Genomic DNA, 15033 nt, shown 5'->3' with positions numbered 1-15033 from the left:
GTGAAGGTCGGCTGCATCGGACTCGGTGACATCGCGCAGAAGGCGTATCTGCCGGTGCTGGGCGGCCGTCCGGGCGTCGAGCTGCACCTGCAGACCCGCACGCCCACCACGCTCACCCGGGTCGCCGACAGCCTCCACCTCCCCGACGGGCAGCGCCACGCAGGCCTCGACTCCCTGCTCGCCCAGGACCTCGACGCCGCCTTCGTACACGCACCCACCGCCGTGCACCCCGAGATCGTCGGCAGGCTGCTCGAGGCGGGCGTCCCCACGTACGTCGACAAGCCGCTCGCCTACGAACTCGCCGACTCCGAACAGCTGGTGGCGCTCGCCGAGGAACGGAACGTGAGCCTCGCCGTCGGCTTCAACCGGCGCTACGCCCCCGGGTACGCGCAGTGCGCCGAGCACCCGCGCGAGCTGATCCTGATGCAGAAGAACCGGATCGGGCTCCCGGAGGAGCCGCGCACGATGATCCTCGACGACTTCATCCACGTCGTGGACACCCTGCGCTTCCTGGCGCCCGGCCCGGTCGACGACGTCACCGTGCGCGCCCGCGTCGTCGACGGCCTGCTGCACCACGTCGTGCTCCAGCTCGCCGGGGACGGCTTCACCGCGCTCGGCGTGATGAACCGGCTGAGCGGATCGGCGGAGGAGATCCTGGAGGTGTCCGGTCAGGACACCAAGCGTCAGGTGGTCAACCTCGCCGAGGTGATCGACCACAAGGGCCAGCCGAGCGTGCGGCGGCGCGGCGACTGGGTGCCGGTGGCCCGGCAGCGCGGCATCGAGCAGGCCGTGCTCGCCTTCCTCGACGCCGTACGCGCGGGCAAGGTGCTCAGCGCCCGGGACGCGCTGGCGACTCACGAACTGTGCGAGCGCGTGGTACGGACGGTGCGGGGGCAGGCGGCCTGACCCGCAGCGACCGTACGCCCTCTGCGGCGGCCCACGCGACGAGGATCAGCAGCGACGCCTTCACGGTCCAGTCGCCGTACTGGACGTACGGGGTGGTGCCGTGCGCCAGCGGTACGTCGTACACCTGGGCGGTGACGGCGTCGGTGCCGAGCCACGGGCCGATGCGCTGTCCACTGGCGCTGTAGACGGCGGTCACGCCCGTCAGCGTCGCGTGCACCATCGGGCGGCCCGTCTCGGCGGCGCGCAGCGCGGCCAGCGAGGCGTGCTGCTCGGGCGCCCAGCTCTGTTGGAAGGTCGAGGTGGCGGACTGGCCGATCAGTACGTCGGCGCCGTCCTCGGTGAGATGGCGGGTCATGTCGGGGAAGGCGGTCTCGAAGCACACCATCGGCCCGATGCGCAGCCCGTCCCCGACGTTCATCACGACCTGCTCGGAGCCCTTCCTGCGGTCCTCGCCCGCGGCCTCGCCGACGGAGGTAGCCCAGCCGAGCAGGGAGCGGGCCGGGATGTACTCGCCGAAGGGCACGAGCCGCATCTTGTCGTAGCGGTCGCCGGTGAGGCCGTCGGGTCCGACGAGGATCGAGCTCTTGTAGATGCCGGGCTTGTCGGAGCGCCGGGCGTCCACGTTGACCAGGATCTCGGCGCCGGTCTCGCGGGAGAGCGCCGCGATCCGTTCAGCGAGGTCGGGCCGTCGGCTCAGGTCGAAGCCGACGCTGCTCTCGCCCCAGACGATCAGGTCGACGTCCTGGCCGACGAGCCGCCGGGTCAGCTGCTCCTCGCGTTCGAAACGGGGGTTGCCGCCGGTCACGACGCCCGGCTGGACGACCGCGATCCTGACCCGGTCGTCGGTGTCGGGAGGCGGTGACCACACCCAGGCCGCCGAGGTCACGGCCGCCGTGGCGACGAGGCAGGCCACGGCCGGCACCCGCGACGCGCGCACCGCCACGAGAACGGCGACCGCCACGTTGACAGCAACCACCAGGAAGCTCAGCAGCCACACACCGCCCACCGAGGCCAGCCGCAGCGCGGGTTCCACCTGCCACTGGGTGGACCCGAGTACGCCCCAGGGCCCGCCGAGCCCCTGCCAGGAGCGGACCAGCTCGACGGCGAGCCAGCCCGACGGCAGGACGAGGAGAGCGCCCGCGATCCGGACGCGGGAGGGCGTTCCGGCGAGGCAGCGGCGCACCAGCAGGCCCCATGGGGCCCACAGCGCGCCCAGCAGCGCGGCGATGACGAACGTGAAGACGTGCAGGTTCGGCAGTAGCCAGTGATGCATCGCCAGCATGAAGCCGAACCCGCCGGACCACCCGTCGTACGCCGCCCGCTTCCAGGTCGGTGCCGAGCGGACGAGCAGGATCCAGGGGACGAGGGCGACGTAGGCGCACCACCACAGGGACGGCTCCGGAAACGCGAGCACAGGCAGGGCGCCCGCCAGCGCGGCGACGGTCGAGCGCCGCCACGGAGAGGCGAGCCAGTGGCCGAACGTCTTCATACGGCGCCTCCTACCCCGGGTGTCTCCAGTGTGCGCACAGCGGAGGACCCCGGGACAGGGGGCGTCCGCTCAGTTGATCATAGGATCGGGGTGCGGACTCGGCAGGCGGCGCCACTTCTCCTGCACGATCACCTCGCGCAGCCGCCAGCCGTCGTACGTGCGCTGCAACCCGAAGGCGTACCGGCCGCCGCACACGAAGTCGGGGGCGGTCGAACCGCCGGCGGCCCCGTCGGCGTCCGCTGCGAGGCGCATGGGATTGATGTAGTCGGCCTGTACGCGGGCCGTGTCGCCGGTGTCCTGCTCCAGGGTCCCGAAGCGGAGCCGGCGGTTGACGATCAGATGCTGGCGCATCGCCAACAGCCGCATGCTCTCCTCGAGCCATGCGGCGACCTTCCCCGCATCCCCCTCGATGCCGCCGGCCGAGCGGTAGTCCGCCCGCCCGTCGGATGTGAACAGTCCCCGATACGCCTCCCAGTCGCCGTCGTCCACCGCCACCGCGTAGTCGGTGATCAGTTCGTCCACTGCCAGCCGGTCCATCACGGTGGCGAGCTCCACACGCTGCGTCATCGGCTCAGTGTTGGGCATCGGGCGGGCGCCGCCAAGAGGGACGCGGCGATATTCGGTGGCTGTGACCGGTTGTGGGCCCCGAGGCTGTTCCTGTGAACGATCAGTCAGTCCCTGTGACCCAGCAAGAGCCCACGTTCCGTGTACGTGCCCGCCATACGGAGTCCACGATCACCGTCTACCAGGCGTACCGGCCCGAGATCGGCCGTGCCGCCGCCCGCGACGGTCGCTTCCCGGCGTCGTGGAAGCGGGACCGGATGACGTGGATCAAGCCGTCGTTCCTCTGGATGATGTACCGCTGCGGCTGGGGCACGAAGGAGGGCCAGGAGACCGTCCTCGCCATCGAGATCAGCCGGGAGGGCTTCGTCTGGGCGCTGCGCAACGCGTGTCTGTCGCACTTCGTGGCCGACCTGCACGGCGACCGGGTCGCCTGGAAGCGGCAGCTGAAGCAGGCGCCCGCGCGCGTGCAGTGGGATCCCGAGCGCGATCTGCGCTTGGATCCGCTGCCGTACCGGTCGCTGCAGTTGGGTCTCGCGGGGGAGGCGGCGGCGCGGTACGCGGACGAGTGGATCGTGGGCATCGAGGACGTGACGCCGCTCGCCACGGAGATCCACGGGCTGGTCCGTGCGGGCGCACTGGAGCGGGCCGCGGGGCTGTTGCCGGAGGAGCGGGCCTATGCCGTCGAGGAGGCGGTGCCGGCGCGGCTGCGGGCCTAGGGTGATCGATGTGGCGCGCCACGCTCCACGGGGTGGGTCTTACGGGCGGGTGGGCGCCCGGAACGTCGGCGTCAGGCCGCCTCGATGACGTCTCCGCGGATCGCGGCCGCCCACTCGACCACCAACAGCTCGTACTCAGCGCGCTCCTGGGTCGAGAGGGTGCCGCCCGCACGCAGCCAGAGGGCCCGGATCTGCTCGTTGAGCTCGGCAGCAGACCGCACGGAACCAGGGGTCACGGAATCGGGGGACATGCGCACAAGCCTAGGGGCAAGCACTGACGGTCCGCTACCGGACGGCTACTGATCCTGTATGCGATTGGTCACGGGCGCGCGCCCGCCGTGCGCCTACCGGCCCGCCGCTCAGTCGAAGCGGCCGTGTGCGTGCAGGTGCCCGTGGAGCGGCGGTACCGGATCCGGACCCACACCGCCCAGTCCGTGTCCAGCGGATCGCCGTCCGGCGGATCCAACCAGGCGCCGCGCCGCGTGAGTCGAGCGCCGAGGCGCGGCACCGCCGGAGGTACTCCGGGGAGACGCGGGCGAGTTGCCGGGTCAGGGGCCACCGGCCCGACGTCAGCCCGCCGACTCGGCCGCGTGCGGGCTCAGGGCGCCCATCGCGACCAGGGCGACGATGACCAGACCGAGCGCTATGCGGTACCACACGAACGGCATGAAGCTCTTGGTGGAGATGAACTTCATGAACCAGGCGATAACGGCATATCCCATACCGAAGGCGATCACCGTGGCGAAGATCGTCGGGCCCCAGGAGATGTGGTCGGTCTCCATCGCGTCCTTGAGCTCGAACAGGCCGGAGGCGAGCACCGCGGGGATGGCGAGGAGGAAGGAGTAGCGGGCCGCGGCCTCGCGCTTGTAGCCCATGAACAGGCCGCCGCTGATGGTGGCGCCGGAGCGGGAGACACCCGGGATGAGGGCGCAGGCCTGGCAGAGGCCGAAGATCAGGCCGTCCTTCACGCCCAGGTTCTCAATGGCCTTGCGCTGCTTGGGCGCACGGTGGCGGCCGCCGTTCTCGTCGCGCGCCGCCAGCCGGTCGGCGACGCCGATGATCACGCCTACGACGATCAGCATCGTCGCGGTGATCCGCAGATCGCGGAACGGCCCCTCGATCTGGTCCTTGAGCGTCACTCCGAGCACGCCGATCGGGATCGAGCCGACGATCACCAGCCAGCCCATCTTCGCGTCGTGGTCCTGGCGCATCGCCTTGTTCGCGAGCGAACGCGTCCAGGCCGAGAGGATTCGTCCGATGTCCTTGCGGAAATAGATCAGCACGGCGGCCTCCGTGCCGATCTGGGTGATCGCCGTGAAGGCCGCACCCGGGTCCTCCCAGCCGGAGAAGGCCGCCGTCAGCCGGAGGTGGGCACTGGAGGAGACGGGGAGGAACTCGGTCAGCCCCTGGACGAGTCCGAGGATGAGGGATTCAAACCAAGACATGAAGTAACGGAGTCCAAGCGCTGATCGTGGTGAGGAGCGAAGGGCGCACCGCGCCGGCGGACGCGGTGTGATCACAGGTGTCGAGGGGCAGCGTAGCGTCCCCGGATGACAGCCCCGGCACAGGGGCGGCGAAGCGGTGGCCCGGGCTGCTCCGCGGGTTACGCCGCCGTCGGCCCCGCCACCGTCCAGCCCGGGGCCTGGGAGTGGGCCGTCAGGTCCTCGTGGCGGACGGGGTCGCCGCAGGCCTGGCAGGTGAGGACCGGGACCAGTTCGTTGCCGCAGGCGTGCTCGTGCGCCATCGGGCGGTCGTCGTCCGCGCACAGGTGGCGGTCGCCCCACTCCTTCAGGGTCATCAGGACCGGCTCCAGTTCGAGCCCCGCCTGGGTGGGCCGGTACTCGAAGCGCTGCGGGCGCTCGCTGTAGATCCGCTTCGTCAGGATCCCGGCGTCCACGAGCCGGCGCAGCCGCGTGGAGAGGATGTCGCGCGGGGCGCCGATGTTGCGTACCAGCTGGTCGAAGCGGCCGTTGCCGAGGCACACCTCCCGCAGGACGAGCAGCGAGTACTTCTCGCCGACGAGCGCCAGGGCGTCGGCGATGGAGCAGGGGCGCGGGTCTTTGGGGGCGGCCATGGCGCCCAGTTTAGGGGAGGGTTTGGATGTCCAACCTGCTAAGGGTTTGATTTTCCAACCTTCAGAGCTATGGTGAGTTCGGATTTCCTACTCACCGGTAATCGCTCACTGGCAACCAACCGTGGAGGCCGGCACCATGCGTGACGCAGTCGTCGTCGAAGCCGTACGCACCCCGATAGGCAAGGGCAAGCCGAACGGCGCCCTCGCGCACGTCCACCCCGTGGAGCTCCTCGCCCACACCCTGCGCACCCTCGTCGAGCGCTCCGGAGTCGACCCGGCGCTGATCGACGACGTCATCGGCGGCACCGTCGACCAGGTCGGCGAGCAGGCCATGAACACCACCCGATACGCCGTCCTGTCCGCCGGCTTCCCGGAGACCGTCCCCGCGACCACCGTCGACCGCCAGTGCGGCTCCTCCCAGCAGGCCGTGCACTTCGCGGCCCAAGGCGTCATCTCCGGCGCCTACGACCTCGTCGTCGCGTGCGGTGTCGAGTCGATGAGCCGCGTGCCGATGTGGTCGAACGTGCCGGCCGGCAAGGATCCCTTCGGCCCCGGGGTCGCCGAGCGCTACCAGGAGGGACTCGTCCCGCAGGGCATCAGCGCGGAGCTCATCGCCGCCAAGTGGTCGATCACCCGCGACCAGATGGACGCTTTCGCCGTCTCCTCGCACCGCAAGGCCGCCGCGGCCTGGGACGCCGGACTCTTCGACGCCGAGATCGCGCCCCTGGAGGGCGTCAGCCGCGACGAGTGCGTACGGCCGGGCACCACCGCCGAGATCCTCGCCGGTCTGAAGCCCGCCTACCACGACCCGAACTTCGCCGAACGCTTCCCGCAGATCGAGTGGAACGTCACCGCGGGCAACGCCAGCCCGATCAACGACGGCGCCTCGGCCGTGCTCATCACGTCCAGTGAGACCGCGGCCCGCCTCGGTCTGCGCCCGCTCGCCCGGCTGCACAGCTTCGCCGTCACCGGCTCCGACCCGATCCTGATGCTCACCGGTGTCGTCCCGGCGACGGAGCAGGTGCTGCGCAGGGCGCGCCTGTCCCTCGACGACATCGACCTGTTCGAGGTCAACGAGGCGTTCTCCAGCGTGGTCCTGGCCTGGCGGCAGGAGACCGGGGCCGACCTCGCCAAGGTCAACGTGCACGGTGGCGCGATCGCCCTCGGCCACCCGCTCGGCGCGAGCGGCACCCGCCTGACGACCACCCTCGTGCACGCGATGCGGGAGCGCGGCGCCCGTTACGCCCTGCAGACGATGTGCGAGGCGGGCGGCCTCGCCAACGCGATGGTCCTGGAAGCGGTGTAGCAGAAGGGAGTCAACGGTCCCGGAAGTGGTGCCGCTTGCGCCAGGCCACCCCCGCGCCCGCCAGCGCCGGAAGCGCGATGCAGGCCATCGCGATCAGGAAGGCAGGTGACGTCGGCGTGGAGGCGCGGGCGCCGGCGACGGCGTATGCGGCGGTGTTCGGGATCGAGCCGAGCGCCGTCGCCAGCAGGAATGGGAAGTACCCCATGCGGGAGACGGCGGCACAGTAGTTCGCCGCCCAGAACGGCACCCCCGGGAACAGGCGTGCCGCGAGCATCGAACGGAAACCGTGCCTGCTGAGCTGCCCGTCGGCGGCGTGCAACCACCGGCCGCGCAGCAGCGGGCGCAGTGCGTCCTGGCCGAGCACCCGGCCGAGGCCGAAGGCGATACCGGCCCCGAGCACCGTGCCCGTGATGGCGACACCGAGGCCCAGCTGCGAGCCGAACAGCGCGCCCGCCGCCAGATTGAGCAGCGGCCGCGGCACGAACGCCACGGTGCACAGCCCGTACGCCACCGCGAACACCACTGCCGCCGCGGCTCCGCCGAGTTGCGGCGGCCAGCCGTCCGCCAGCAGCCGCTGCGGCTCGAAGAGCAGCACGGTCGAGGCGGCGCCCGCGAGCAGGGCGATGAGCAGGGACAGGCGCGACCACGGCGAGAGCAGCACTCTCGAGCAGCGCGCGGCGAGGCCCACCGGAGCGGGAACGGCGACGGCGAGCTCAGTGGCGGCGGCCCGGGGAGAGGCCGTGGCGGTGCCCCCAGAGCGGGTGGTGGCATCGAGCATCCAGTGACGGTAACCGACGGACATGTGTGATCGCCGTATGGATCCCGTCCGTTGTGCGGGCCGGCACCGCGAAAAACCATTCGACGTGGGACAACGCGTCGGCAATGATCTGCGTCATGTTCCGGTACGCCTTCCTCCTCGCAGCATCCGCGGTCGCGGATGCCCCGAAGGCTGCCGTTCCCGTCTTCCTGGCCGCTGTCGACGGCGCCCGAAGCTGACCCTCTCCGGATCGTCCGGCGGACCCCGCAGGGGGAGGGTCGGCGAGTCCTTGGGGTCCCCAACTCCTTCGAAGAGGCTTCGAGGTACCGCCATGCCCAAGACGGCATACGTCCGCACCAAACCGCATCTGAACATCGGCACGATGGGCCACGTCGACCACGGCAAGACCACCCTGACCGCCGCCATCACCAAGGTCCTCGCCGACCGGGGGGCCGGCACGTTCGTCCCCTTCGACCGCATCGACCGGGCGCCCGAGGAGGCGGCGCGCGGCATCACCATCAACATCGCGCACGTCGAGTACGAGACCGACACCCGGCATTACGCCCACGTGGACATGCCGGGCCATGCCGACTACGTCAAGAACATGGTCACCGGGGCCGCGCAGCTCGACGGGGCGATCCTCGTCGTCTCCGCGCTCGACGGGATCATGCCGCAGACCGCCGAGCACGTGCTGCTGGCCCGGCAGGTGGGCGTGAACCACATCGTCGTCGCCCTCAACAAGGCCGACGCGGGGGACGAGGAGCTCATCGACCTGGTCGAGCTGGAGGTGCGTGACCTGCTCACCTCGCACGGCTACGGCGGCGACTCGGTGCCTGTCGTACGGGTCTCGGGGCTGAAGGCGCTGGAAGGGGACCCGCGATGGACCGCGTCCGTCGAGGCGCTCCTCGACGCGGTGGACACGTATGTGCCGATGCCCGAGCGGTATCTGGACGCGCCGTTTCTGATGCCGGTGGAGAACGTGCTGACCATCACCGGCCGGGGGACGGTGGTGACCGGGGCGGTCGAGCGGGGCAGAGTGCGGGTCGGGGACCGGGTCGAGGTGCTCGGGGCCTCCGTGGAGACGGTGGTCACTGGGCTGGAGACCTTTGGCAAGCCGATGGAGGAGGCGCAGGCCGGGGACAACGTGGCGTTGCTGCTGCGGGGTGTGCCCAGGGACTCCGTCCGGCGCGGGCATGTCGTGGCTGCGCCCGGCAGTGTCGTGCCGCGTCGCCGGTTCTCCGCGCGGGTGTATGTGCTGTCGGCGCGGGAGGGCGGGCGTTCGACGCCCGTCGCGACCGGCTATCGGCCGCAGTTCTATATCCGTACGGCGGATGTGGTCGGGTCCGTGGATCTCGGTGAGGTGGCTGTCGCGCGGCCCGGGGACACGGTCGCCATGACCGTGGAGCTGGGGCGTGAGGTGCCGCTGGAGCCCGGGCTTGGTTTCGCCATCCGTGAGGGCGGCCGGACCGTCGGAGCGGGGACCGTGACAGCCGTTCAGTGAGGGTAGTGCTTGTGTGTGTGGGGGACTGCGGGCCGAATGTGGCTGGTCGCGCAGTTCCCCGCGCCCCGTAGGTCTGCTGGGCAAAGGCACAATGAGAAGGTGAACGAGCCTATCCCCGTCACCCGCGCCGTCGATCAGGGCACTGCCAAGTTGATGCCCGATGTCGACCGGAAGCGGGCCTGGCTGCTGACCGTCGACGGGGCGCCGCAGTCGTACGTCGATCTGGACGAGCCGGCGTATCTGGAGTTCGAGTACGCGCGGCGGCTCGGGCACGTCCTGGACACCGTCGCCGAGGCGGGGCGTCCGCTGGACGTGCTGCACCTCGGTGGGGGCGCGCTCACTCTGCCCCGATACCTGGCCGCGACCCGGCCCGGCTCCCGGCAGGACGTGGTCGAGGCCGACCGCGCCCTGCTGGAACTGGTCGTGGAGCACCTGCCGTTGCCGGAAGGCGCGGGTATCGCCCTGCACGCCGCCGATGCCCGCGCCTGGCTGGAAGCCGCCCCCGCGGACTCGGCCGACGTCCTCGTCGCCGACGTCTTCGGCGGCTCACGCGTGCCGGCGCACCTGACGTCCCTCGCCTACGCCCGCGAGGCCGCGCGGGTCCTGCGCGCCGACGGCATCTACCTGGCCAACCTCGCCGACGCCGCGCCCTTCGCCTTCCTGCGCTCCCAACTCGCCACCCTCGCCGCGGTCTTCGAGGAGCTCGCGCTGATCGCCGAGCCGGGCGTGCTGCGCGGTCGTCGCTTCGGCAACGCGGTGCTCGTCGCCGCGCACCGTCCCCTCGACACGGCTGCCCTGGCCCGCCGTACGGCTGCCGACGCGTTCCCCGCGCGGGTGGAACACGGGTCCGCCCTGCGGGACTTCATCGGCGGTGCGGCGCCGGTACAGGAGGAGGACGCCGTACCGTCACCCGAGCCCCCCGACGGGGCGTTCGGCATCGGGTGAACCGGTCCCGGCCTCCCGCATCACGTCCTTGGTGTTGCGCCGCAGGTTCCGTACGTCCGGCATGCACAGCACCGCCGCCGTGACCACCACGACCAGCGCCGAGCAGCCCCACAGGGCCTCCGGCCGGCCGAACGCCGCCTCCGCCGGGCCGGTCAGAGCCGTGGCCAGCGGGACCAGGGCGACCGAGCCGAACCAGTCGTACGCCGCGACACGCGAGAGCTTGTCCTCCGGTATCTCCTGGTGCAGGGCGGTCATCCAGGAGACGCCGAAGACCTCCACGGTCGCGCCGGCGACGAACATCGCCACGCACAGGGAGGCCGCCGACACCGGGACGGCCAGCGCGGCCGAAGGCAGGGCCATCGGGAAGACGCACAGGGTGCCCGCGAGCAGCAGGCGGCGCGGTTTCCAGCGGGTCATCAGCAGCGCGCCGGCCACCGTGCCCGCCCCGAAGAAGCCCAGGGCCAGGCCCCACGGGCCCGCGCCGCCCAGGTGGTCCCGGGCGACGAGCGGGCCGTAGACCGCGTCGGTGGCCGCGACGACCGCGTTCGCGATCGAGAACTGGACGACGATGCCCCACAGCCACGGCCGGCCCGCGAACTCCCGCCAGCCGTCCCGGAGATCGGCGAGCATTCCGCCGCCCGGCGCGCGCGGCGGAATGTGGCTCACGTCGAGGAAGGACCGCAGCGAACCGGCGACCGCGAACGCCGCCGCGTCCGCGGCGAGCACCCAGCCCGGCCCGATCGCGGCGACCATCGCACCGCCCAGCGCGGCACCGCCGAGCGCCGCGCCCTGCATCGCCATCCGGAACACCGCGAAGGCACGGCCGGCCTGTTCGCCCTCCACTGAGGACAGCAGCATGCCCTCGGCCGCCGGGCCGAAGAACGCCTGGCCGGTGCCGCCGAGCGCGGTCAGCAGCATCATCTGCCACAGCCGCGGCTCCCCGGCGAGGACCAGTACCGCGAACGCGCCCTGGGAGAAGCAGTTGAGGGCGTTGGCCGCGACCATCACCCGATGCCGGGGCAGCCGGTCCGCCACGGCGCCGCCGATCAGCAGGAAGACCACCAGCGGCAGTGTGCGGGCGGCGGCCACCAGCCCCACGTCGCCGCCGTCGCCGCCCGATTCGAGGACGGCGAACGCGGCGGCGATCAGCGCACCATGGCTGCCCAGGTTGGTGACGACCGCGGCGGCGGTCAGCAGGCCGTAGTTGCGGCCCGCCCAGGCGGGTCTGCGGGAGCGGCGGGACATGCCGGAGGCGGAGGTCACCGGCCGACTATCGCCGCCGGGCACTTGACTTGCCAAACCGTTCAGGACAGTTCTGGCCGGTCAGGGACGCGCTCGGGTCATCCCGTGGGTTCGCCGTGCAGCCGGACCGTGCTGAGGATCTTCAGGATCGTCTTCTCGGGCAGCTCGTCGCTGACGCCCTTCGCCCCGTAGAGGCTCCAGGAGACGTAGTCACCCGCGGAGTTCTTGAACGCGAACGTCGTCGCCTTGCCGTCGGAGTCGCACTTGTCCTCCTTCTTCACGCCCTTCGTGTACGCCGAGGCGAGGCTGCCCTTGACGCCCGACGCCGTGGTGAACGGCTTCGGCTTGACGAGGGTGAGCAGCTTCTTCGAGGCGTCCGACTGGTCGGTGTAGCCGCCGAACGCCCACCAGGCCGAGTCATTGCGTGCCACCTCGTCGGTGTTCTTCGCGCCGTTCTGGCCCTTGGTGCCGGCCGCCGCCAGCTTCGAGTCGCTGGTCCGGCCGTCCTTGTCGGCGTCGGAGGTGCACCACTTCTCCTTGAAGTAGGCGGGTGCGGACATGCCGATGAGGGCGGAGCCGTCGCCCTTCTTCTCGTCCTCGAAGCCGATGAACGTGCCGGGCGAGTCGACCGTCCAGTCCGCCGGGACGTCGAAGGCCGTGCCCCACTTGGGGTTGACGACGACCTTCCAGCCAGGGACGGTCGGCTGCTCCGCCTCACCGTTGCGCGGGTTGTCCTCGGAAGGGGAGGCGGAGACGCTCGGCTCGGTGGTCGGGCTCGCGGACTTCTTGCCGTCCTTGCCGGTGACGTCGTCCGCCTTGTCGTCCTTGTCGCCGCCGAGCACCAGGAATCCGGTCACACCGGCGGTCACGACGACAGCCAGCGCGGCCACGATCGCGACCAGCTTGGTCCGGTTCCCGCCACCCCCGCGCGGCGGCTCCGGAGATCCCACCGGCGCCGGAGTCCCCCACTGCGGCTGCTGCGGATAGGGATTGGGCTGCTGGAATCCGGGCTGCTGGTACGGATTCGGCTGCTGGTACCCCGGCTGCTGGTACGGGTTGTTCTGCTGTTGCGGATTCTGCTCGCCCCCGGGCGGCTGCTGTCCTGGCCACATGGGCAGCCACCCTAGTGCCGCGAGGGACACGATTCGGTCACCGGGCCTTGTCAGGGACGTAGCAATCAGCGTTCGTCCGTGGGTGTGTTGAGCCGCACGGTCTTCATGATCTTCTCGACGGTGGCGTCCGGGACCTCCTCGCCGACCCCCTCGGCACCGAAGAACGACCAGGAGGCGAAGTCGCCGTCGGAGGTTTTGAAGGCGAAGGTCGTCGCCTTGCCGTCCGAGTCGCACTTGTTACGGGCCGCGACCTCGGTGGACCGCGAGGTGGCGACGCTGCCGGCGAGGCCGGAGGCGGTGGTGAACGAGGTGACCGGGCCGGTCGTGACCTTCTTCCGATCGGGCTGGGTGTAGGCGCCGTAGACCCAGGTCGCCGAGTCGGCGCGGGCGATCTCCTCCGTGCTCTTGGCCCCGTTGTTGCCCCGGGTGCCGACGCCGGCCAGCGGCGTGTAGTCCATCTCGCCGTCCTTGTCCTCGTCGGCCCCGCACCACTTCTCCTTGAGGACCGCGGGGGCCTTCATGGCGACGAGGGGCTTGTCCTCGGGATCGTCGTCCTCCGAGACGTACGACACCCAACTCGTCGACTGCAGTGCCCAGTCCGCCGGCACGTCGAAGGCGACGCCCAGATCGGGATTGACCACCACCTTCCAGCCGGCCACGGCGGGTTTGCGGTCGTCGGCGGCCCGTGGATTGTCCGAGGAGGACGGCGGGGCCGAGGTGGGTGCCGGATCGGGGTCGGCCTGGTCGTCCGTGCCGCCGCCCAGCAGGACGGCCCCGGTCACGGCGGCGGCCACCACGACCACGACGGCCGTGGCGATCGCGAACGCCTTGGTGCGGCGCCCTCCCCCCGGTGGTCCGGCCGGAGCGGTGGGCGTGTCCCACGCGGGCGGCTGCTGCTGGGCGTAAGGATTCGGCTGCTGGTATCCGGGCTGCTGGTAGGGGTTCCCGCCGGCCGGCTGCTGCGGATTCTGTCCGCCCCCCGGCTGCTGCTGTCCTGGCCACATGGGCGCCAACGATACGGCGATCACCGTACGGATCTGGCCAGATGTAGCTACTCGTGGGTAACCTGCGGCCATGAGCGCAGACCAGATGTCGATCGGCGAGATGCTCGCCGCCACGGTGCCGATGGCCAGGACCCTGAACCTCGAGTACCTGGAGACCACTCCGGAGAAGGCGGTGGTGGCACTGCCCGACCAGAGCGAGTACCACAACCACGTCGGGGGGCCGCACGCCGGAGCGATGTTCACGTTGGGCGAGTCGGCGAGCGGGGCGATCGTGCTGGCCGCGTTCGGGGACCAGCTCTCCCGTGCCGTGCCGCTCGCGGTCCGCGCCGAGATCGCGTACAAGAAGCTCGCGATGGGTCCCGTCACGGCCACCGCGACGCTCGGCCGCCCCGCCGCCGAGGTCGTCGCGGAACTCGACGAGGGCAAGCGGCCGGAGTTCCCCGTGGCCGTCGCCATCCAGCGCGCGGACGGGGCCGTCACCGGGGAGATGACCGTCGTCTGGACGCTTCGGCCCAACAGCTGAGCTGCGTCCTGCGAGGGGTGCCGGGCCGGCCGGGCGCCGGGTCCGCGGCGCCGCCCGCACGCAGCCGCCGGGCCGCCGGCCCGCTGCTACCCGTCGGCCGGACTGACAGCGGGTGCGGTGGGCACCGGCCGACCGGGGCACCCTTCGACACCTGATCAGGCGGCGAGCCGGTCGCCGTCGGCCGCCCCGCCTGCCCTGAGGCCCGCCACGAACTCCTTGAGCCAGGCGACGAATTCGGGCCCGAGGCCGTCGCGGTCGCAGGCCGGCCGGACCACCGTGCGCAGGCAGTCCGCCCTGTCGCCGGTGTCGTAGCGCAATCCGTCGAAGACGACCCCGTGCACCGTGCCGCCCAGGGCGAGTTCCTGAAGGGCGTCGGTCAGCTGGATCTCGCCGCCCCGGCCCGGCGGGGTGCGCTCGAGGGTGTCGAGGACGGCGGGGTCGAGGACGTAGCGGCCGCTGACCGCGTAGGCGCTCGGCGCGTCCTGGGGTGACGGCTTCTCGACGAGACCGGTGACGCGGACCATCCCGTCCTTTCCGGTCGGCTCGACGGCCGCGCAGCCATAGAGGCGGACCTGCCGGGACAGCACACCTAGGCCTTGTCGTCCCAGGGGTTCCGTGCCGGCCCGTGACCATCAGGACGTCGCGAGCCCGGCCGCGGCGGCCTCCTCGACGACGTACTGGATGGCCGGCTTGTCGACGACCGGGAGCATCTCCTTCGTGTGGGGGGGGGCGAACATGCGGGTCGTGCTGGCGCACGGGTAGGGGAGTACCCCGAGAGAAACCTCTCGGCTCGCTGCGGGCCGGGCGGGAAGGGGAGATTTTGTGTGCCAACCGCCCTTCCTCGCACACAACTTGATCCTCGTGTGACGGCGTTTTTTCGAATGCCGGTGCGGA

15 protein-coding genes and 1 pseudogene are annotated in these 15033 nt (G+C 71.3%); 6 read left to right on the top strand and 10 right to left on the bottom strand.

Features of this window, described 5'->3' with window-relative positions:
- Complete coding sequence (locus ABT063_RS16255; RefSeq protein WP_351057994.1) at nucleotides 1–906, top strand: Gfo/Idh/MocA family protein; 906 nt, start codon at nucleotides 1–3, stop codon at nucleotides 904–906.
- On the opposite strand, the gene lnt is transcribed toward ABT063_RS16255, so the two are convergent.
- Nucleotides 830–2395: an apolipoprotein N-acyltransferase gene (gene lnt / locus ABT063_RS16250; protein ID WP_351057993.1), complete on the bottom strand. Its 1566-nt coding sequence runs from the start codon at nucleotides 2393–2395 to the stop codon at nucleotides 830–832. The two genes, ABT063_RS16255 and lnt, sit on opposite strands and share 77 nt — an antisense overlap.
- Before the next feature lie 69 nt (nucleotides 2396–2464).
- On the bottom strand, nucleotides 2465–2962 hold the full coding sequence (locus ABT063_RS16245; protein ID WP_351057992.1) for a nuclear transport factor 2 family protein: 498 nt from the start codon (nucleotides 2960–2962) through the stop codon (nucleotides 2465–2467).
- A 92-nt stretch (nucleotides 2963–3054) separates the two neighbouring features.
- Between ABT063_RS16245 and ABT063_RS16240 the strand changes: the two genes are divergently transcribed.
- Nucleotides 3055–3675 (top strand): DUF4291 domain-containing protein, encoded by a 621-nt coding sequence (locus ABT063_RS16240; protein ID WP_351057991.1) that lies wholly within the window; start codon nucleotides 3055–3057, stop codon nucleotides 3673–3675.
- Between the two features lie 71 nt (nucleotides 3676–3746).
- Here the strand turns inward: ABT063_RS16240 and ABT063_RS16235 are convergent, their stop codons facing one another.
- The 3 genes from ABT063_RS16235 to ABT063_RS16225 all read right to left on the bottom strand — a co-directional run bounded on the left by ABT063_RS16235 (nucleotide 3747) and on the right by ABT063_RS16225 (nucleotide 5749).
- Nucleotides 3747–3926 carry a hypothetical protein gene (locus ABT063_RS16235; RefSeq protein WP_095752478.1) on the bottom strand — a complete coding sequence of 60 codons (180 nt, stop codon included), beginning with the start codon at nucleotides 3924–3926 and terminating at the stop codon, nucleotides 3747–3749.
- 318 nt (nucleotides 3927–4244) lie between these two features.
- Nucleotides 4245–5120 (bottom strand): undecaprenyl-diphosphate phosphatase, encoded by an 876-nt coding sequence (locus ABT063_RS16230; RefSeq protein ID WP_351057990.1) that lies wholly within the window; start codon nucleotides 5118–5120, stop codon nucleotides 4245–4247.
- Nucleotides 5121–5278: 158 nt separating this feature from the next.
- On the bottom strand, nucleotides 5279–5749 hold the full coding sequence (locus ABT063_RS16225) for a winged helix-turn-helix transcriptional regulator (protein ID WP_351057989.1): 471 nt from the start codon (nucleotides 5747–5749) through the stop codon (nucleotides 5279–5281).
- 136 nt (nucleotides 5750–5885) lie between these two features.
- Between ABT063_RS16225 and ABT063_RS16220 the strand changes: the two genes are divergently transcribed.
- Nucleotides 5886–7055 carry a thiolase family protein gene (locus ABT063_RS16220; RefSeq protein WP_351057988.1) on the top strand — a complete coding sequence of 390 codons (1170 nt, stop codon included), beginning with the start codon at nucleotides 5886–5888 and terminating at the stop codon, nucleotides 7053–7055.
- A gap of 10 nt (nucleotides 7056–7065) precedes the next feature.
- Here ABT063_RS16220 and ABT063_RS16215 read toward each other — a convergent pair whose 3' ends face one another.
- Nucleotides 7066–7833 carry a TVP38/TMEM64 family protein gene (locus ABT063_RS16215; protein WP_351057987.1) on the bottom strand — a complete coding sequence of 256 codons (768 nt, stop codon included), beginning with the start codon at nucleotides 7831–7833 and terminating at the stop codon, nucleotides 7066–7068.
- A gap of 310 nt (nucleotides 7834–8143) precedes the next feature.
- On the opposite strand from ABT063_RS16215, the gene tuf reads away from it, so the two are divergent.
- Entirely contained in the window at nucleotides 8144–9313 is a 1170-nt protein-coding gene (tuf, locus tag ABT063_RS16210) for an elongation factor Tu (protein ID WP_351057986.1), read from the top strand.
- 99 nt (nucleotides 9314–9412) lie between these two features.
- A complete protein-coding gene (locus tag ABT063_RS16205) occupies nucleotides 9413–10258 on the top strand; it encodes a spermidine synthase (protein WP_351057985.1) in 846 nt (281 codons plus the stop codon).
- Here ABT063_RS16205 and ABT063_RS16200 read toward each other — a convergent pair.
- The 3 genes from ABT063_RS16200 to ABT063_RS16190 form a co-directional block, all read right to left on the bottom strand.
- Nucleotides 10220–11503 carry an MFS transporter gene (locus tag ABT063_RS16200; RefSeq protein ID WP_351058065.1) on the bottom strand — a complete coding sequence of 428 codons (1284 nt, stop codon included), beginning with the start codon at nucleotides 11501–11503 and terminating at the stop codon, nucleotides 10220–10222. The genes ABT063_RS16205 and ABT063_RS16200 overlap by 39 nt on opposite strands.
- 95 nt (nucleotides 11504–11598) lie before the next feature.
- Complete coding sequence (locus ABT063_RS16195; RefSeq protein WP_351057984.1) at nucleotides 11599–12612, bottom strand: DUF8017 domain-containing protein; 1014 nt, start codon at nucleotides 12610–12612, stop codon at nucleotides 11599–11601.
- 65 nt (nucleotides 12613–12677) lie between these two features.
- The gene (locus ABT063_RS16190; RefSeq protein ID WP_351057983.1) at nucleotides 12678–13616 is read right to left on the bottom strand and encodes a DUF8017 domain-containing protein; all 939 of its coding nucleotides are present in this window, start codon (nucleotides 13614–13616) and stop codon (nucleotides 12678–12680) included.
- 85 nt (nucleotides 13617–13701) lie between these two features.
- On the opposite strand from ABT063_RS16190, the gene ABT063_RS16185 reads away from it, so the two are divergent.
- The gene (locus tag ABT063_RS16185; protein WP_351058064.1) at nucleotides 13702–14139 is read left to right on the top strand and encodes a DUF4442 domain-containing protein; all 438 of its coding nucleotides are present in this window, start codon (nucleotides 13702–13704) and stop codon (nucleotides 14137–14139) included.
- 155 nt (nucleotides 14140–14294) lie between these two features.
- On the opposite strand, the pseudogene ABT063_RS16180 reads toward ABT063_RS16185, so the two are convergent.
- A pseudogene (locus ABT063_RS16180) lies at nucleotides 14295–14990 on the bottom strand (sugar phosphate nucleotidyltransferase).
- Between the last annotated feature and the right edge of the window lie 43 nt (nucleotides 14991–15033).

This window comes from Streptomyces sp. NPDC002838 (assembly GCF_040295365.1).
Taxonomy (GTDB): Bacteria; Actinomycetota; Actinomycetes; order Streptomycetales; family Streptomycetaceae; genus Streptomyces.
The sequence above is the reverse complement of the archived record's forward strand: the minus strand, read 5'-3'. Positions and strand labels throughout refer to the sequence as shown.